This window comes from Roseibium sp. MMSF_3247 (genome assembly GCF_030733765.1).
Classification (GTDB): domain Bacteria; phylum Pseudomonadota; class Alphaproteobacteria; order Rhizobiales; family Stappiaceae; genus Roseibium.
Window position 1 is genome coordinate 531,890 of sequence record NZ_JASHII010000002.1, and the last position, 18,015, is coordinate 549,904.

The 18,015-nt window shown below is 56.7% G+C and carries 16 protein-coding genes; 10 read left to right on the forward strand and 6 right to left on the reverse strand.

The genetic code is table 11. The features are described from left to right. The first annotated feature begins 132 nt into the window (after positions 1 to 132). The 3 genes from RBB44_RS07905 to RBB44_RS07915 all read left to right on the forward strand — a co-directional run bounded on the left by RBB44_RS07905 (position 133) and on the right by RBB44_RS07915 (position 4,298). Positions 133 to 1,776, forward strand: a complete 1,644-nt coding sequence (locus tag RBB44_RS07905; protein WP_306146850.1) for a LysM peptidoglycan-binding domain-containing protein — start codon at positions 133 to 135, stop codon at positions 1,774 to 1,776. Between the two features lie 136 nt (positions 1,777 to 1,912). Continuing rightward, positions 1,913 to 2,302 carry a helix-turn-helix transcriptional regulator gene (locus RBB44_RS07910; RefSeq protein ID WP_306146851.1) on the forward strand — a complete coding sequence of 130 codons (390 nt, stop codon included), beginning with the start codon at positions 1,913 to 1,915 and terminating at the stop codon, positions 2,300 to 2,302. 40 nt (positions 2,303 to 2,342) lie between these two features. Further along, the gene (locus tag RBB44_RS07915; protein WP_306146852.1) at positions 2,343 to 4,298 is read left to right on the forward strand and encodes an ABC transporter ATP-binding protein/permease; all 1,956 of its coding nucleotides are present in this window, start codon (positions 2,343 to 2,345) and stop codon (positions 4,296 to 4,298) included. Between the two features lie 51 nt (positions 4,299 to 4,349). On the opposite strand, the gene RBB44_RS07920 is transcribed toward RBB44_RS07915, so the two are convergent. Beyond that, entirely contained in the window at positions 4,350 to 4,532 is a 183-nt protein-coding gene (locus RBB44_RS07920) for a hypothetical protein (RefSeq protein WP_306146853.1), read from the reverse strand. 96 nt (positions 4,533 to 4,628) lie between these two features. On the opposite strand from RBB44_RS07920, the gene RBB44_RS07925 reads away from it, so the two are divergent. The 5 genes from RBB44_RS07925 (at position 4,629) to RBB44_RS07945 (ending at position 8,715) form a co-directional block, all read left to right on the forward strand. Then, complete coding sequence (locus tag RBB44_RS07925) at positions 4,629 to 5,579, forward strand: LysR family transcriptional regulator (protein ID WP_306146854.1); 951 nt, start codon at positions 4,629 to 4,631, stop codon at positions 5,577 to 5,579. Between the two features lie 138 nt (positions 5,580 to 5,717). Beyond that, positions 5,718 to 6,443, forward strand: a complete 726-nt coding sequence (locus RBB44_RS07930; RefSeq protein ID WP_306146855.1) for a phosphatidylserine decarboxylase — start codon at positions 5,718 to 5,720, stop codon at positions 6,441 to 6,443. Positions 6,444 to 6,512: 69 nt separating this feature from the next. Beyond that, a complete protein-coding gene (pssA, locus tag RBB44_RS07935) occupies positions 6,513 to 7,325 on the forward strand; it encodes a CDP-diacylglycerol--serine O-phosphatidyltransferase (protein ID WP_371932239.1) in 813 nt (270 codons plus the stop codon). A gap of 21 nt (positions 7,326 to 7,346) precedes the next feature. Then, the gene (locus tag RBB44_RS07940; RefSeq protein ID WP_306146857.1) at positions 7,347 to 7,853 is read left to right on the forward strand and encodes a GNAT family N-acetyltransferase; all 507 of its coding nucleotides are present in this window, start codon (positions 7,347 to 7,349) and stop codon (positions 7,851 to 7,853) included. 112 nt (positions 7,854 to 7,965) lie between these two features. Beyond that, entirely contained in the window at positions 7,966 to 8,715 is a 750-nt protein-coding gene (locus tag RBB44_RS07945; protein ID WP_306146858.1) for an SDR family oxidoreductase, read from the forward strand. A gap of 18 nt (positions 8,716 to 8,733) precedes the next feature. Here RBB44_RS07945 and RBB44_RS07950 read toward each other — a convergent pair whose 3' ends face one another. The 4 genes from RBB44_RS07950 to RBB44_RS07965 form a co-directional block, all read right to left on the reverse strand. After that, complete coding sequence (locus RBB44_RS07950) at positions 8,734 to 9,687, reverse strand: helix-turn-helix domain-containing GNAT family N-acetyltransferase (RefSeq protein WP_306146859.1); 954 nt, start codon at positions 9,685 to 9,687, stop codon at positions 8,734 to 8,736. 126 nt (positions 9,688 to 9,813) lie between these two features. Continuing rightward, positions 9,814 to 13,389, reverse strand: coding sequence for an efflux RND transporter permease subunit (locus RBB44_RS07955; RefSeq protein WP_306146860.1), 3,576 nt, complete (start codon positions 13,387 to 13,389; stop codon positions 9,814 to 9,816). Further along, positions 13,386 to 14,489 (reverse strand): efflux RND transporter periplasmic adaptor subunit, encoded by a 1,104-nt coding sequence (locus RBB44_RS07960; RefSeq protein ID WP_306146861.1) that lies wholly within the window; start codon positions 14,487 to 14,489, stop codon positions 13,386 to 13,388. Before RBB44_RS07960 ends, RBB44_RS07955 begins: the two co-directional genes overlap by 4 nt. Positions 14,490 to 14,511: 22 nt before the next feature. Next, positions 14,512 to 15,069, reverse strand: a complete 558-nt coding sequence (locus tag RBB44_RS07965) for a PadR family transcriptional regulator (RefSeq protein WP_166672746.1) — start codon at positions 15,067 to 15,069, stop codon at positions 14,512 to 14,514. 271 nt (positions 15,070 to 15,340) lie between these two features. On the opposite strand from RBB44_RS07965, the gene RBB44_RS07970 reads away from it, so the two are divergent. Both RBB44_RS07970 and RBB44_RS07975 read left to right on the forward strand, forming a co-directional pair. Further along, entirely contained in the window at positions 15,341 to 15,715 is a 375-nt protein-coding gene (locus tag RBB44_RS07970; protein ID WP_306146862.1) for a hypothetical protein, read from the forward strand. A gap of 584 nt (positions 15,716 to 16,299) precedes the next feature. Continuing rightward, positions 16,300 to 16,566, forward strand: coding sequence for a hypothetical protein (locus RBB44_RS07975; protein WP_306146864.1), 267 nt, complete (start codon positions 16,300 to 16,302; stop codon positions 16,564 to 16,566). 29 nt (positions 16,567 to 16,595) lie between these two features. Here the strand turns inward: RBB44_RS07975 and RBB44_RS07980 are convergent, their stop codons facing one another. Then, entirely contained in the window at positions 16,596 to 17,981 is a 1,386-nt protein-coding gene (locus tag RBB44_RS07980; RefSeq protein WP_306146866.1) for a mannose-1-phosphate guanylyltransferase/mannose-6-phosphate isomerase, read from the reverse strand. Positions 17,982 to 18,015 lie beyond the last annotated feature (34 nt).

Below are 18,015 nucleotides of genomic sequence, written 5' to 3' on the forward strand. Positions count from 1 at the left end.
CGCGGCACAAAAAGGCCGTTATGCATGGATGTAGAATATCCAATGGGGCAAGCAGACAAATACTGCCGTCTGCCAAGGGAAAGATACGAAAGCAGCGGCCGGTCAGCCGCATTGCTTTCGATGGGAAGAGCAATGAGCAAGCAGACCCTGATCCGGACTTTGATAATTGCCGTGCCTGTTGGCGTGGCGGCATTGATCACCGGTTACTTCTATCGTGACAGTGGCGAGATGCCGGTGGAGCAGGAGCGCGCAGATAGCCAGGTTGCTGGGACTACAAACGAGTCCTCCAAAGGCGATCAACAGGCAAGTGCTGCTCCGGACCAGCAGGCCGTCACGTCTGAACCCGCAGTTCAGCAAGAAGAAAACCCGGCCGCCACACCTGACGAACCCGAGGCGTCTGAAACTGCGGCGGTGTCAGACAAGCCGAGCTTCGACGTGGTGGGTGTAGAACCAACCGGCGAGACGGTTGTCGCCGGGCGGTCGGAAGCCGGAGCCATTGTGGCGCTGACAGCAAACGGTGAGGTGGTTGGCAAAACCATTGCCAACCCGGCGGGCGAATGGACCATCATTCTAGATGAGCCGTTGAAGCCTGGCGATTATGACGTTGCTCTGGAAGTTCATGATCAGGGCGGAGAGCAGCTGTCCACGTCTGATGAACGGGTTGCCATCTCCATTCCGGACGGTGGAAAGCAACAACCACTCGTGGTCCTGAATTCGCCTGATGGACCGTCCAATATCTTGCAAAAGCCGGAAGCGCCGGCTGCAGTCGCTGAAGCGCCAAAGGCTGAGGAAACTGTTGTGGCCGCGGCACCGACCTCTGAAGCAGCAGGAGACACACCGAGCTCCTCGCCTTCTGAGAACATGACAGCTGAGGCTGGCGGTTCTGAGGGAGCTGCTCCGGCAGCCGCTGAAACAACTGTGTCGGCAGCTGCATCGAGCACTGATCCTGACTCAGCTTCGAACGGAACTGCGACCGCAGACACACAACAACAAACTGCCGACAGCGGTTCCCAAGCGTCTGAGCAGACGGCAGAGGTCGCCGGAACCAGCACAGCTTCGGAACCGGAAGCAACCACGGCCCCCGTAGAGACGACAACAGCCTCTGCCTCCGACGCTCCGGATAGTTCCGGTGACGCGTCTCCAACCGATACAAACCAGAAAGTTGCCGCGGCCTCTCAGGGCGAGACGAGTGCATCTGCCGAAACCGGCACTGAGGGCGGTAACCCGCCTGTTACGGTTGAAGCAGTGGAGTCGGAAGAGAACAAGGTCTACGTCGCCGGCACCGCAGAACCTGGATCGTCTGTCCGTGTCTATGTCGGTGATGATTACCAGGGCGAGGCCACAGCAAATTCCAGCGGCCGGTGGCTCCTTGAAGGCGACAAGTCGGTCGCAGAAGGCAATGTGGAAGTCCGGGCTGACATGATTGCCGAAGACGGCAAATCAGTGGATGCGCGGGCGGCCGTGACCTTTGAAAAACAACAGGATGAACAGATCGTCCTGACAAAGGTCGTCGCGAGCGGAACTTCCGGCTCGGCAGACGGTGACAGCGCGGACGTCAGGAAGGCGCTGCCTGTTGTGATCATTCGCAAGGGGGACAATCTCTGGCGGATCTCCAGGCGCCTTTATGGGGACGGTATCCGCTACACCACAATCTACCAAGCCAACAAGGGCCAGATTCGCGATCCGGATCTGATCTATCCGGGACAGGTGTTCCTGACACCGGAAGGAGACCTGAACTGGCCCGCGCCTACCTCGGACACCGGCCGGAACGGCTGATTGTTGTAGGTTTTGTAAAGCGATTATTGGGGCGGGCGCCGCTTTGGTGTCCGCCCGAATTCGTGTTGGACCTTGTCTTTTTGGGTATTGATCGCATATTTACGATTATTGGCGCCGCCCGAAAGGAGTTCCCCGCATGAGCGATCAGGTTTGCCCGCACACCGCAAGCGGCGAAAACGCGTCCGGTCTGTCGGGATGTGAAAGCCTGGCTGCACAGTTCCGGGCGCTTGGGCATCCGGCGCGCCTTGCGATCCTGCGGCGTTTGGCCGGTGAGAAAGAAGCTTGCTGCGGCGAAATCGTCAGTGCCCTGCCGCTCGCTCAATCGACCGTGTCACAGCACCTTCAGGTTCTGAAAGATGCAGGGTTTCTGACCTGCGACACCCGTGGGCGCAATTGCCATTATGTTTTGAACTGGGATCAGATTTCAAAGACGCAGGAAGCATCGGATGCATTCTGGAGGCTTTTGAATTCCGAGCACGACAACGGCGTTCTTGGCGCGGTGAACGAGTTGGCGGCAAACGAATAAGTTACCGGAACGGCCTGCAAAGGGCATCGGGAGAGAATACTTGACGCAATCACATGGGACGTCGGCCGGTTCGGCCCCGTCAAACCCTGCTCACGCACAAAAAAGCGCGCCCGCACAAAAGGCTGTTAGTGCGGATGAAGGTGACACGCTTTCAACGCTCAAAAACCTTTGGCCATATATCTGGCCGTCTTCACGGCCAGATCTGAAAAAACGGGTTTTGCTGGCAGTTGCTGCGCTTGTAGTAGCCAAGTTCATTACCGTTCTATCGCCCTATTTCTTCGCCTGGGCGACAGATGTTCTCGCTGGCGAAGATGTTGGCTTGCCAGCTTTCCTTTTGGCTCCGGTCATGCTGGTTCTGGCCTACAACGCGGCTCGGGTGATGGCCGTTGCGTTCAACCAGTTGCGCGATGCCTTGTTTGCCCGCGTGGGCCAGCACGCCGTCCGACAGCTTGCCAAACTGACCTTCCGCCATTTGCATCAACTTTCCTTGCGGTTTCATCTGGCCCGGCGAACCGGTGGCCTGAGCCGGGTTATTGAACGTGGGGTCAAGGGGATTGAGTCGATCGTCCGCTTCACGATCCTCAACGGGATTCCGACCGTTCTGGAATTCGCGCTTATGGCCGGTGTGATCTGGTTCCAGTTCGGCTTTGCTTATGTCGTGATCGTTGCCGTGATGATCGTGGCTTACGTTTGGTTCACGATTAAGGCCTCCAACTGGCGGATCGCCATACGCCGGGAAATGAATGACAGCGATACGGATGCCAATTCGAAATCCATCGACAGCTTGCTGAATTTCGAAACGGTCAAATACTTCGGCAATGAGAAGATGGAAGCCGAGCGCTTCGATGTCTCGATGGCCAAGTATGAAAAGGCGGCGACAAAAACCTGGACGTCGCTTGCCTGGCTCAACTTCGGTCAGGCAGTGATCCTGGGCCTCGGAATGGCAGCCTGTATGGGTCTCTCCGCCCGCGCGGTCATGGCCGGCGAACAGAACATCGGCGATTTTGTTCTGATCAACGCACTGCTGATGCAAATCTCCATGCCGCTCAATTTCATCGGCTTTCTCTACCGCGAAATCCGTCAGGGTCTGGCCGATATCGAATCGATGTTCGATCTCCTGCTTGTGCCAGCGGAGATCAAGGACAAAGACGGAGCGGCTCCACTCAAGGCTGTTGCAGGCACGATCCGCTTTAAAGATGTCGAATTCCACTACGATGCCGATCGGCCGATCCTCAAGGGCGTGGATTTTGATGTTCCGGCCGGCAAGACGATCGCCATTGTCGGCCCGTCCGGGGCAGGAAAATCAACGATCTCAAGACTGTTGTTCCGGTTCTATGATGTGACCGGCGGCGCCGTTGAGATCGATGGACAGGATGTTCGCGATGTCACCCAGGAAAGTGTGCGCCATGCGATTGGCATGGTCCCGCAGGACACTGTCCTCTTCAACGACACCATCGCGTACAACATCCGCTACGGGCGGCCGGATGCCTCCGATGATGAGGTGAGGGACGCGGCGCGCATGGCGCAGATCCACGACTTTATCGAAAACCTGCCGCAAGGCTACCAGTCTGAAGTTGGTGAGCGCGGGCTCAAGCTCTCCGGTGGCGAAAAGCAGAGGGTCGCAATCGCCCGGACGATCCTCAAGGCACCGCCGATCTTGATTCTCGACGAAGCAACCTCGGCTCTGGACACTCATACGGAACGCGAGATCCAGTCGGCATTGGATCAGGTGTCAAAGAACCGCACGACGCTGGTGATTGCTCACCGTTTGTCCACGGTCGTGAATGCGGACCAGATCATTGTGCTCGAAGCTGGTGAAATTGCAGAACGGGGAACACATTCGGAACTGCTGGCAAACGACGGACTGTATGCATCGATGTGGGCGCGTCAGCGTGAAGCCGATGAGGCGGAAGAGCGTTTGCGGGCAGCGCGCGAAAACGACGATCTCGGGATTATTACCCGCGGGCAACCGGCAGACTATGTCCCAGCAAAATAGCCTTGGGACTTCGCCGCGATTGCACTCCATGAGTGAGAGGAACTCCCGCGCTTAAGCTGCGCGGGACGTTGGAAAGTCCTTGTCATTGGCGCTTGTGAGCCTTTTCGGCATCTTGGCGGCTGTCTCGACAGTCTGGCCGAACAAAAGGTCAGACAGGGCATGTCTCAAGCGACGCAGCTCGTAGTGACGTTCAGCGCGGGCGCGGTTTTCAAATTCGTCTCCGGTGTGGAACATGGTGGTCTCCTTCGTTTCGGTGGAGACGTTGTCCCATATTGCGTCCATTTGAAGAATGTGGCTTATATCGCAAGGATATTTCGAAAGTTTCGTATAATGCGTCTTGACGATTTGGAGTTCTTTATCAGGGTCGCCGAGCTTGGCAGCCTGTCAGGTGCCGGCCGGGAGATTGGATTGTCGCCGTCGGCAGCAAGTGCGCGTCTGACCAATCTTGAAAAGACGTTTGGAGCGCAACTTTTTGCAAGAACAACCCGGAAGACAACACTGACTGAAGCCGGCCGCGTCCTTCTTGATCACGCGCGGTCTGCGATCAATGAGTTGCAGCAGGCACGGCAAGCGCTCGAGGCGACGCAGGATACGCCTCAAGGCGCGTTGCGCATTTCGTGCAACACCTTCTTCGGCCGGAAACACATTCTTCCGCATCTCGTCGAATTCCGGAGTCTTTACCCGGATGTCCAAATTGAAATGGATATCTCTGACCGCATGGTCGATGTGGTTCAGGAAGGCTACGATATGGCCATCCGGGGCGCGCCGCTTGCCGACAGCTCACTTCTGGCCCGCAGGCTGGGCGGAAATCCAAGAGCGTTGTGCGCATCGCCTGATTACCTTGCCCGGAAAGGCCGGCCCAAAACCCCTGAAGACCTGAACAACCACGATTGCATCAGCATGGCGTCAGTCCCGGTTTGGTATTTCGATGGTCCGGACGGGGAGGTTGGTTTTGAATTGAAGAACCCGGTGATCAAGGGTGACAGCGGTGACCTGACATATGATGCCGCGATCCATGGCCTTGGACTGAGCTTGAAGTCCCTTGCCCATGTTTGGGAGGATTTGCGGGACGGGCGACTGGTCGCGGTGATGGAAGATTATCCGGTTGCCCGGGTTGGGGCGATTTGGGCGGTTTATCCGCCAACACGCTTTGTCCCGCCCAAGGTCAGTGTCTTCGTCGATTTTCTGATCTCCAAATACGGCAAACCAGCCTATTGGGAGAGTGATTACCGGGATGCTCGGGTATCCGGTATCGGCACTGCTCCGGCAAAAAGCGCTTGAACTGCCCCGAAAACGGTTCTCATTGAGAAAAAAAGCTTTTAGAAGCGGGGGCAGTTGCCCTGCGCATCAGGTGCGCTCGGCGACCAATGAGCAATTTGCGGTGAGATCTTCGCCGCTCGAAAATGATCCTGCCCTTTTGTGGATGCTGAAAGCAGAACTATGTCGATTGTCGATTCCGTAACGAAATCCCTGGTCCCGGTTCACCGCGAAGGCTGGCCCTTTGTGGCCATAGCGCTGGTTGCGACCCTGGTTGTCGGCTGGTTCGTGGATCCCTTGTTTTGGATCGGTCTCTTCTTCACAGGTTGGGTCTGCTATTTCTTCCGAGACCCGCAACGGGTAACCCCGGTTGGCGACGGCTTGGTGATTTCCCCTGCAGATGGTGTCGTAAGCCATGTAGGTCCAGTTCGCCCGCCAGAAGAGCTTGAGCTGGGCGCCGAACCTTTGGTCCGGGTCTCGATCTTCATGAATGTTTTCAACTGCCATGTGAACCGGGCACCGGCAGGCGGCAAGATTGTTCGGGTCGCATACCGGGCGGGCAAGTTCCTCAATGCGGAGCTCGACAAGGCCAGTGACGACAACGAGCGCAACGGTCTTGTGATCGATCACAACGGCACGAACATTGGTGTTGTTCAGATTGCAGGCCTGGTCGCGCGCCGGATCGTCTGTTTTGTGAAGGAAGGCGAAAATCTTTCCGCCGGCGAACGCTTTGGTTTGATCCGCTTCGGCTCCCGGCTCGATGTCTATTTTCCTGCGGGAACTGTGCCGAAGGTCGCGCTTGGTCAAACCATGATTGCGGGCGAAACAGTCCTGGCAGACCTCAACCAGCCGCAGGCTCCGGCACCCACACTAACCCGGGTGAGTTAAGGCGCGATCGTGATCGAGGATACTGGCCCCACATCCATCAAGACCAAGCGGCAGCCGCGTTTTCGCAGGGTGCCGCTGCGCCTGATCGTGCCGAACATGGTGACGCTCCTGGCATTGTGTTCCGGGTTGACGGCAGTCCGCATGGCGTTTGAGGGCCGTTGGGAGTTTGCCGTTGGTGCGGTTTTAATTGCCGCTGTTCTCGATGGGCTGGATGGCCGGGTTGCCCGTCTGATGAAGGGAACGTCAAAATTCGGTGCTGAATTGGATTCACTGGCGGATTTTGTCAATTTTGGCGTCGTGCCGGCGTTGATGCTCTACATCTGGATCTTGAATGAGGCTGGCTCTCTCGGCTGGATTTCCGCTCTGATTTTTGCCATTTGCGCCGCTCTGCGTCTGGCAAGGTTCAATGTGGCCTTGGACGACCCGGATAAACCAACCTGGGCTTCTAGGTTCTTTACCGGCGTGCCAGCTCCCGCCGGTGCATTGACCGTGCTTTTGCCGCTTTATTTCGACTTTCTTGGCCTGTTTCCTCATTGGTTTGCGGACAGCGCGGTGGTCGCGGCATACACCATTGCAATTGCTTTCCTTCTGATCAGTCGGCTGCCGACGTTTTCAGGCAAAAATTTTGGTACGCGGGTGCGCCGGGATTATGTTCTGCCACTGTTCGTCTTTGCCGTTCTGATCGTTGCGCTGACGGCCAGCTATCCATTCCGGATGCTGGCGGGCGGGTCAGTGCTCTATCTCTTGAGCATTCCCTTTTCCTGGCAGCAACATCGCAAACTCGTTTTGGCCGACACGGGCCAGAGCATCGATGAAGATGGCGACGAAAGCGACACCGACCTCGACAACATTGCAGACCGTGACAAGGACCACGGCAGCTAACCGCGATAAGGCAAGGGCGATATGATCTTTCGGGAAAGCACCACAGAAGATCTGAAAAGCCTGGAGCGGATCTATCCGGCTGCATTTCCGGATGAGGATCTCTTGCCGGTGGTCCGATCTTTGTTGACTGGATCCGTCGATGTTCTTTCACTCGTTGCGGAAGACAATGGCAAAGTCGTTGGCCATGTCGCGTTTACGATTTGCAGTGTTGACGCTGTGTCTGTCGGCCTCTTGGCTCCGCTTTGCGTGGACCCGGCTCAGCACAAACAAGGGATCGGCAGCGCGCTGGTTAGCGAGGGGTTCAAACGTCTTCAGGAACGCGCGATCGACAAGGTTCTGGTGCTTGGGGATCCGGCATATTATAGCCGTTTCGGCTTCGCGTCAGAGCGCACGATCCGCGCGCCTTATCCGATGCCTGAAGAGTGGGCGGATGCCTGGCAGTCCGTGTCGCTGGGGACTGGATTGGAGCAAATCGAAGGCCCGCTGATCGTACCTGTCGTCTGGCAGGATCCGTCCCTCTGGGGCTAGAACTCTCCGTCCGCTAATACTGTAATCCAATAGAAAGGGGCTCGGAAATCGGGTTTCTCGGTTGAGAATTGTGCGTCAATTAGGCTCCCTCACGTCAATGAGGGACTTAAAAATGTTGCAAGACAAAACAATTCTTATCACGGGTGCCAGCAGTGGAATCGGTGCAGCGGCTGTGAAGCTGTTTGCCGAAGCGGGAGCCAATCTGGTGATCACGGCAAGGCGAGCCGATCGTCTCGAAGAGGTCAGGAAAAGTGTGGGCGCTGACGCGGATCAGGTGTTGATTGTGCCCGGCGACGTAAACGATCCGCACTGCGCGAAAGGCCTTGTTGAGGCTGCAAAGGATCATTTCGGCGGACTTGACGGTGCATTTAACAACGCAGGGATCCTGGGCGATCTTGGTCCCGTTGAGGACATGCGTCAGGAAGTGTGGAACACCGTTCTGAACACGAACCTGACAAGCTGTTTTCTTGCGGCCAAATACCAGGTGCCCGCTCTTCGGGAAAACGGCGGCGGAGCAATTGTATTCACATCCACTTTTGTCGGACACACGGTTGGCATGCCGGGGATGGCAGCGTATGCCGCGTCAAAGGCCGGACTGATTGGGTTGACCCAGTGCCTCGCAGCGGAATGCGGCCCCGCCAATATTCGGGTCAATGCACTGCTTCCTGGAGGGACGAAAACGGATATGGCTGGGGATGATCCCGAGTACCATGAGATCGTCAAAGGAATGCATGCGCTGAAACGTATGGCCGAGCCTGAGGAAATCGCCAGAGCGGCTATGTTCCTCTTGTCGGATGCGGGCTCGTTTGTCACTGGGTCTGCCATGTTGTGTGACGGCGGCAATTCCATTTCCAAAACATGATCCTGGCACCGGCCCGCACTAAGCGGCCCGCTTCCGGATGAATTTCTGTTCCATGACTTCCCGACCCCACTGATCGCCAAGGTATTCTTCCGCCAGATCAAAGCCGCTTTTTTCATAAAGGGCCCGTGCGGCGTCCAACCCCTTCAGGGTCCAGAGATGAATTTCGTCGAAGCCGAGCCGGTCGCAATGCGTCAACGCTTTGTTGAGGAGCACTTTGCCGAGCCCCTTGCCGCGCAAGCGTTCAGACAGGATGAACCAGCGCAGGTGGGCAATGTTATTGCCCAGATCTTCGCCATCGATCGTGATTGACCCGATCACGGCTCCATTTTCCAGAACGCTCCAGCTGTTGTTCATTGGACGCTCGACCCGCGGCATGAATTCCGCCATGGCTTGAGAAACAACACTTTCAAAAGCCGGTCCCATGCCGACGATCGGGCCATGTGTCCGGGCGTGCAGGGCCGAGATGTCACCGATCATGCCGGTCTGATAGCCTTCGACAACCGGATATTGTGTTCCGTCGGGCGCAGCATTGGAGGCGTCGCTGCCAAGGGCCTGGGCATAAGAAGTGAGGGCGTTGGCGATTGTTGCCGTGTCGACGCCCGTGATGTTGGCAAGCGCGGTACGGGCCTGATTGTCTCCAAACCGGTTGATCGCAATCCAAGTGTCCTTGCCCTTTGGTGTAAGGTGGAGCTGGAAGGCGCGTCCATCGGTCTTGGATTGGGTTTGGACGATTTCGCCCCGCGTTTCCAAGGATTTCAAAAGACGGCTGATCGTGGACTTTTCCAGCTTGAGCCGCGCCCCCAACTCCTTTGCCGTCAGGCCGGGGGTGAGGCCAATCTCTATGATTGCGTGAACGCCCGAGCCGGAAAGATCTGTTCCGGCGATTGTCTTTTCCAGAAAGCCAAACTCGCGCACCAACTTTCTGGACGCTGCACGAATGTCTTCTATGAGGTGAGGGGCTTGAGGGGTCATGGCTCTAACATCTAAAATAGTTGTATTAAGCAACTATATAGGTGGTGAGCGGTCAGACGGCAAGCTGAAAAAAGAAAAGGCCGCCGGAAACCGGCGGCCTTTCCACGAGCGGCGTCTACTGGAGGTCTACTCAGCCGCGTGCGGGAGTTCTTCCTGGTTCGGAACCTTCGGCGGCGCAGGTTTTGGCATCGACACCACTTTGGCAGCCGGGCGTTCCTTCTCCTGTTCCGGATCTGTCCACTCCACATCCTGATCAGCGTCAGTGGTGGGTGCAGCAGCCGGAACAGGCTTGCGCCGGAACCGCTGTGCGATGGACCGCGCTGAACCGACCCAGACACTTGGCAACGCAATCATGACCGGGATCATGATCAGTGTCAGGATTGTGGAGAAGGCGAGACCAGAAATCACCGCTGTCGACAACTGGACCCACCAAACGGCGGTGATGCCGCCATAGGCCGTAACCTGGTTGGCGAAGTCGAAGTTGATCTGTGTCGCCATCGGGATCAGACCGGCAATCGTGGTGATGGTTGTCAACAGGATCGGCCGGATCCGCTGCGCAGAGGTTTTCAAGATCGCTTCCAGCGGATCAAGCCCATCATCGATAAACCGGTTATAGGTATCGATCAGAACAATCGCGTTGTTCACGACAATCCCGGCAAGCGCCACGACTCCTGTCCCTGTCATGATGATCGAGAACTTCTGGCCTGTCACCATCATCCCGAGCAGCACACCGAAGACCGACAGGACCACCGTCGAGAGGGTCAGGAAGGTCTGATAGAACGAGTTGTATTGCGTCAGAAGGATAAGGAACATCAGGAAGAGCGATCCAACCATCGCCTTCATCAGGAATTCACCCGATTCCTTCTGATCCTCATCAGCGCCGCGGAACTGCAAATACACGTTGTCCGGCCAGGTTTGCGCGTCCAGCCATTTCTCCAACTCGCCAACCTGTTCATCCGGTGTGGACCCGGAAGCAGGGTTGACGGTTGCCTTGACCATCATTGAGTAGAGGCCGTCACGACGGACGATTTCCGAAACCTTCTGGGCCGGAGAGCGATCGACGAAGTTAGCCAGCGGCACAAGTCCGAGCGAGGTTTGAAGACGCAGTTGGTCAAACCGGTCGATCGTGCGCTCGTCTTCCGGCAAGCGGACACGAATGTCGACCTCGTCTTCGCTGTCATTCGGACGGTACTTGCCGATCAACACGCCGTTGGTCACCAGCTGAACCATGTTGCCGACCGAAGCGATATGAGCCTGGTAACGGCCAGCCTGTTCCCGATCGATGGCGATTTGCCACTCGATGCCCGGCAGCGGACGGTCGTCTTCCTGGTCAATCAGCGCTTCGACGCCATTCAGATGATTGCGGACTCGGGCAACGTTCTCAACAAGCGTATCGTAATCCGTCGACTTCAGCTCAAGCTGGATGTCCTTACCGGTCGGCGGGCCACCCTCGATCTTGCGGGTTTCCACCTTGATGCCCGGAATGGTGGACGTGCGTTCGCGGATCTCTGCAAAGATCTCCTTGGCTTCACGCCGGCAGCAGAAGTTTGCAAGTTCGAGCTGTAGCTCGCCCATGACATCGGCAGGCTTGTCCTGGACACCGCCAACAGACGGGCCACCCGAAGAGCCTCCCGGTGTAAAGGCGGTGGTGACGATGTGGGCCACACCTTTGACCTCCATCACTTCCGCTTCCACCTTGGCCACCTGCTCAAGCGCTTCCGCAGCAGACATGTTGCCTCGGCCGGAGATCAGAACCACAGCCTGATCCGGCTCTTCATCAACGAAGAATTCCACGCCGGTCGGATTGGAGACGAAGGACATCATGATGTAACCGCACACGGCAATCATTGCGACGATCGTGACGATGTTGCCGATCGGGTTCCCGGCAAGCAGCTTCAGGAAGCGGACGTAAAAACCGGTGAAGCCCTTGACCTTCTTCACATCGAAGTGGGCCTTGCCGGAAAGAAGCTCCGCTTCCGCCCGGTCTTTTGCGGCACGAACAGCAGCCCGTTCCTGAGACCAGCGCACGAACGGACGCAAGATCCGATAGGAAACATACCCAAGTCCAACGAACGTGACCAACCCGGCCAAAATGCTGACCAGTGGAATCATGCCCTCAGGAAGGGCACCTGCCAGAAGACCCGGCACCAGCGGACCGCTTCCGATCGCAAATGCACCACCTGCCGCGATTGTCACAGCCAGCAAGGCAGCTGCGTGACGGCCGAGCCAATGCGAGACATCTGCCAGCACGCCACCGGTTACCGGCAGGAATACCATCGCCGTGACCAATGAGGCCGCCAGAACGATGATCACCATGATCGGTAGGTAGCTCATGAATTCACCGGCAACACCCGGCCACAAAAGCATAGGCAGGAAAGCCACCAGGGTTGTCGCGGTGGACGAGACAATCGGCCAGAACATGAGCTTTGCAGCACGGATATAGGCCTCACGGTCCTCCATGCCCTCATGCACCTTCCGGTCGGCATACTCCGTCATCACGATGGCACCATCGACGAGCAGGCCGACGGTCAGAACGAGGCCGAACATGACCATCGTGTTGACCGTGTAGCCAATGCCGCCAAGGATCAGGAAGCCCACCATGAAGGATGTCGGGATCGCGAGACCCACGAGCAGGGCAGACCGCATGCCGAGCGCTGCAAGAACCAGGATCATGACCAGGAAGATCGCGGTCAGGATCGAGGACTGCAGAGAGCCAAGAACCTCATAGATGTTGTCGGATTGATCGAGCAGGATGTCGACCTGGATCGTCTCCGGCCAGTCTTTCGAGGCTTCCTCAACGACAGCACGCACTGCCGCGTTGTTCTCGATGATGTTCGTGCCGATCCGCTTGGTGACTTCCAGCGCAATGGCCGGTTTGCCGTTCACGCGGGTGTAGGAATCTGCATCCTTGAAGGTTCTGCGGATCTCTGCAACGTCAGCCAGCGTGACGACGCCTTCACCGCTTTGTTTCAGCGGCAGACTGTAAACGTCGGATGCATTTTCAATGAGGCCAGGAACCTTGACGTTGAAGCGCCCTTTGCCACCGTCAATGAAGCCAGCTGGAACCAGCTGGTTGTTGGCGGTCAGTGTGTTCAAAAGCTCTTGCTGGGTGATCGCATAAGATTCCAGCTTCTGGGTATCGATCAGGACTTCCAGGAGCTCTTCCCGGTGCCCGGAAAGATCGGCAGAGCGGACGGTGTCGACCGCTTCAATCTGGTCCTTCAGACGCCGGGCATGCTGATAGAGCGTGCGTTCAGGGACATTGCCTGAGAGTGCCACGAACATGGTCGGGGCAAGGGCAAAGTTCATTTCCGTGATTGTCGGTTCTTCAGCGTCAGCAGGCAGCTCGCCCTTGGCCTGATCGACCTTGTCGCGCACGTCGGCAAGGGCCTCGTCCTTGTCGAACGAAATGTCGAACTCCAAGACGATACCGGCATGGCTTTCAGAGGCAATCGCCGTGATTTCCTTGAGGCCATCCAACCCGCGCAGTTCGGTTTCCATCGGTCGCACGAGCAGGCGCTCGGCATCTTCCGGAGAAATGCCCTGCTGGGTGATCGATATGTAGAAGATCGGGAGATCGATGTCGGGGCTGTCTTCCTTGGGGATCGACACATAGGTCATGACCCCTGCGGCCAGCAGCGCAAGCATCAACACGAAGACCGTCTTTGGACGGCGCAGAACGCCTTCAAGCATGTTGATCATTGGCTGATCTCCGCGGTTTCAAACACCGGATCCACAAGAACGCCATCAGAGACATATTCCTGTCCGACCACGATTGCATTGACGGTCTCCGGAAGGCCGCCGACCCACATCCCGTCCTGCTCTCCGCCAAGAACAGTGACTGGATAGAACACGGTGACATTGTCTTCGCCAACGCCGCGAATGCCGACCTGGCCGGTATCGTTCAGCGTCAGGATGGCAGGCGAGATCTTGTGTGCCTTCTCAACCGGCAATGGCAAGCGGCTAACCGCCGTGACGCCATCACGGGCAACACCATCTTCATTCGGGATTTCAACTTCGATCCGGAAAGTACGGGTGTCCGGATTGGCAGAAGGTGAAATGTAACGGACATGCCCTTCCAAAGTCTCGCCCGTCACAAGGACCACCTCAGCCGGCATGTTCAGGGAGATCTGGGCGATGTTCAGTTCGCTTACATCACCGATAGCAATCATCGGATCGGAATTCACAACGGTTGCGCAAATGCTGCCCTTGTCGAGTTGGGCACCAATCTCGGCCATCGGGCTTTCGATCACGCCGTCAATCGGCGAGCGGATTACGGTCCGGCGCAGCTCGCGTTCTGCTTCTTCCAGACGGGCCTTGGCCGCATCATACTGGGCCTGAACGGTCATCACGCGCGTTTCAGCCGTAAAGCCCTTGCTGCTCAGCTGGGTGGCGGCTTCTTTCAGCATTTCGGCCTCTGCGACTGCTGCCTTTGCTTCGAGAATTCGCGATTCCCGGGTTCCCCGATCGAGGACACACAGGATGTCTCCGGCAGCGACACGCGCACCTTCCTGGGCGGGACGGTCGACCACGTCATCTGTAATGTGTGAGCGAACGGCGACCTTTGCTTCGGCTTCCGTCCGGCCACGCACTTCCAGAACGGCTTGGCGTTCTTGCGCCGTAAGAGCCACAACCTGGACCTTGAACAGCTTGTCAGTTGCTTGAGCAACACGCTGAGCAGGAGAGGGCGCAGCATTTTCACCGTCGCCCACGCCACCGATCACAACGGTGCCGCTATACATCCACGCGCCAATACCGGCCGCGAGGCCGGCTGCAAGGATGTAGGAAAACTTGATACGCATTTCGGAGGTCTCCAAATCGGGCTTACTCTGCAGCGGCCTGGGAGGGGGCAGCTGCGTCTTCGGCGATCTTAATAAGGGCTTCCCCGTGGTCTTCGAGGTAGCGCAGTGTGAAATTCATGCAGGCAATCCCGTAATCGCGGGTCCAATCGGAGCCTGCATGTGTGCATCCGTTCTCATCATCAATTCCGCTTAACAAGCGGAGCTCTTCGTGAACCTGCGCCTTACGGCGTTCAAGGGCGCGGCGCAGGACATCCGGCGGAAGTTTGGCAGCATTCAAGGCAATCAAGAGGAAGGGGGACTTGAAGGTGTCCGGCGCTTGGGGTTCGCACAAGGACCGAATGAACTCGTCCCGCCCTGCCTGCGTTATGGAATAGACCTTGCGGGATGGTTTTCCAGCTTGCGGCTCTTCACGGACAGTCACCATGCCTTCCGCTTCCAGGCGCGCAAGGGCAGGGTAGATGGAGCCAAAGCTGGCGTCGTCGAAATAGCTGAACCGGCCTTCTGTCGATTCTTTGCGTATTTCGTATCCGGTGGCGTCCCCACCGGACAGGATGGCTAGGCACAAACCGCGCACGCTCATGATTGGCTCCTTCAGCATCTGTCGATGCCGCCAACAGCAAATCCGCGAGTTGCTTTGCTCGCGGCATTCGCAAAACTGTCATATACCGGATCGATATATCGAACTAATATATATCAAACCGGCATTCCGCAAGGTGTACGCCTCGAAAAAGAAAGCGGATCCTTAATGGAACTTGTACGACACAGAATTACTGCGCGGATTTGACAGGTTGCGCTCATCGGGTCGGGCCCTAAGCTTTTACAAAGGTGTCGAGAGACAAAGGGCTTCTGAAATGACCGTGACAGTAGATACATTCGCAAAACGGTTTTTGCCAAAAGATCCGTTTTTCCGGCTCTTGGTAGTAAACAGTTTGGCAGGTGTCGGGATTTCCGGGCTGGTCGTTGGCGGCATTTTTTATTCGAACATCGGCAACCTGACAGTTCTGATTAGAGGCGATGACAGCCCTTTGGTGCCGATACTTATGCTCGTCGCTGGACTGGTCATTACACTGGTGTCGGTTGTTGTCGGCTCCGCGATCATGCTCCTTGGGGCTGATCAAACAAAAGGCGGACCGGGTTCGAAATTGCCGGCGTTGTTTGAGCCGAGACTTGAGCCGATCCCGGTAAAGGCAGATACGGCGCAAGCGCACCGCCGTGAGGTTCGATAGGCTTGAAAAATAGAGCTCCGTCTCCGATTGACCCACCTACGGATGGATCACGTTGACTGCTATTCCGATCTGCCAAAAAAAGCGCCGACAGTTTGCGGGTCAACCTGATATTGCGGGCTTGGCTGAATAAACAGCGTCATGACACATGCTGCCAATATGAGCAGCAAACCCAGTGACGAAAGTCTCATTTCGCCGCTCCTGTCGAACATGTGTATCTCCTTGAACTTCTGCCGCGTTGTAAGGGGCACTCCGTAAAACTACGGTAATTCTTCCTGTAAAACTTTATCGATCGGCAAATTGAGGTGAAAGCTCGCCTCTAAATTGCGTCTTTGTTTGTGTTCGGGACCGCCCGGCCGTTAACCATCACAGGGAAAATACCGGCGCGCAAACAGGCAGCCATCTTGCGTTTTGTTGCACCCACAATTACCAACAATCACGTGTTAATGAGTTGTTAACCTACCGTGGGGGTTGTGGTGGGATATTTCCTGAGAAATTTTCATATCCTTGTTTTTACGTTCGTTTTTATTGCTGGTGCGGTTTGGGTCGGCCTTAATCCTGATCAGACTGTGACTATGATAAAGCCAATGGTTGAGGATGCCGAAGAACTCGCTCAGATGGCTGAAACGGTCTATGTGGCGGTTGCCAGTATCAACTTTGAGGCGTCTGTGAATGAGGCGATCGTTGTCTACACAGCTGCTCTGCGCATGCCGAGCATGGTTCTGGAGCGCGTGGACCACAACCTGAAGGATGCGGCGGAACGTATCACTGGGCTCGGCAGCCATTCAGTCGCGCCGCCGTCCGCAGACAAGCTTACGCTTCGCGAAGTCAGTGCCAAGCTGAAAGACCTCTAACACCCATTGGGTGGGGGACCGCCGCTTCTTCAGGAATGACGAACGATATCGTCTTCCTGAAGATAGGTTCCGGATTGCACCTCGATCATTCGGACAGGAATGCGACCTGGATTGTGCAGAGTATGCTGCGCTCCGAGCGGGACATATGCCGACTGGTTTTCCGTCAGAAGGCTCACCTGACCATTGATGGTGATCTCCAGCGTCCCGGAGACAACGACCCAATGCTCGGCGCGATGCAAATGGCTTTGAAGGCTAAGGCGCTTTCCTGGTTTGATCATCATGGACTGAACGGCAAACCGGTCGCCTGCGTTGATCCGCTCTGTGTAGCCCCATGGCCTGTAGGTCCGCGGATGCCGCTCGGTTTCGCTGCGCCCCTCCAATTCCAGCTGTTCGACCACTTTCTTGACATCCTGCGCCTTGTCCTTGTGGGCAACCAGCACACTGTCTGTGGTCGCAATCACCATGACATCTTCCAGGCCGATGACGGACACCAGCCGTTGGTCGGCATAGGCAAGGCATTCCTTGCAGTCGAGGAATCGGGCATCGCCGATCGCCGAGTTTCCGCTGCCGTCCTTATCAAGCACACCCCAGATCGCTGACCAGGAACCGAGATCATCCCAATCCGGAGCCATCGGCGCACAGACCACATTGTCTGCCTTCTCCATAATTGCATAGTCGATTGAGATGTTTTCAAGCGCTGCAAAGCCGTCCTCATCGAGCCGGGTAAAGTCCAGATCACCATGGCGGGTGGCCATCAGCGCGGTAATCGCCTCTGACAAAGCTGGTTGGTAAGTCTTGAAGGCCTCAATCATTGTCTTCGCCGAATAGAGAAAAATCCCGGCATTCCAGACATGAGCGCCATCGGCCAGAAAGGCTTTTGCCCGCTCAAGGTCCGGCTTTTCAACAAAAGCTGCCACACCGCGAACCGGGTCGCTACCCGGCTCCAGTTTGATATATCCGTATCCTGTGTTGGGCTCTGTCGGCGTGATGCCGAATGTGACGATTTTGCCCGACAGAGCAGCGTCCCGCGCGTGGTGAACTGCCGTCATGAACACATCTTCCTTGCCGATCAGGTGGTCTGACGGAAGAAGCAGGATCAGGGCATTCGGATCCTCTTCATACGCCAGCAACGCGGCCATGAGGGCAGGCGGGGCGGTGTTCCGGCCCACCGGCTCCAGCAGGATTGTTGTGGCTGCAGTGTCGATCTCGGCAAGCTGTTCGCCCATCAGGAAGCGATGGCTGTCGCCGCCGATTACGATCGGATTGGAAAATCCTTCGCCCGAGACTCGCTTGCAGGTCTTTTGGAACAGGCTCTCGCCGCCGAATATCGGCAAAAACTGCTTTGGGCGGTCTTTGCGGGACAGGGGCCAAAGGCGGGATCCAATACCACCAGACAAAATGCAGGGATAAATCATCGAGCCGATTCCTGATGTGAAATTCAATGCTTGT

Coding starts and splice junctions, on each gene's coding strand:
- RBB44_RS07970 (WP_306146862.1), top strand. CDS start 15,341: ATGACCGTGACAGTAGATACATTCGCAAAACGGTTTTTGCCAAAAGAT.
- RBB44_RS07905 (WP_306146850.1), top strand. CDS start 133: ATGAGCAAGCAGACCCTGATCCGGACTTTGATAATTGCCGTGCCTGTT.
- RBB44_RS07975 (WP_306146864.1), top strand. CDS start 16,300: ATGGTTGAGGATGCCGAAGAACTCGCTCAGATGGCTGAAACGGTCTAT.
- RBB44_RS07980 (WP_306146866.1), bottom strand. CDS start 17,981: ATGATTTATCCCTGCATTTTGTCTGGTGGTATTGGATCCCGCCTTTGG.
- RBB44_RS07925 (WP_306146854.1), top strand. CDS start 4,629: ATGCGTCTTGACGATTTGGAGTTCTTTATCAGGGTCGCCGAGCTTGGC.
- RBB44_RS07950 (WP_306146859.1), bottom strand. CDS start 9,687: ATGACCCCTCAAGCCCCTCACCTCATAGAAGACATTCGTGCAGCGTCC.
- RBB44_RS07965 (WP_166672746.1), bottom strand. CDS start 15,069: ATGAGCGTGCGCGGTTTGTGCCTAGCCATCCTGTCCGGTGGGGACGCC.
- RBB44_RS07910 (WP_306146851.1), top strand. CDS start 1,913: ATGAGCGATCAGGTTTGCCCGCACACCGCAAGCGGCGAAAACGCGTCC.
- RBB44_RS07920 (WP_306146853.1), bottom strand. CDS start 4,532: ATGTTCCACACCGGAGACGAATTTGAAAACCGCGCCCGCGCTGAACGT.
- RBB44_RS07955 (WP_306146860.1), bottom strand. CDS start 13,389: ATGATCAACATGCTTGAAGGCGTTCTGCGCCGTCCAAAGACGGTCTTC.
- RBB44_RS07945 (WP_306146858.1), top strand. CDS start 7,966: ATGTTGCAAGACAAAACAATTCTTATCACGGGTGCCAGCAGTGGAATC.
- RBB44_RS07960 (WP_306146861.1), bottom strand. CDS start 14,489: ATGCGTATCAAGTTTTCCTACATCCTTGCAGCCGGCCTCGCGGCCGGT.
- RBB44_RS07940 (WP_306146857.1), top strand. CDS start 7,347: ATGATCTTTCGGGAAAGCACCACAGAAGATCTGAAAAGCCTGGAGCGG.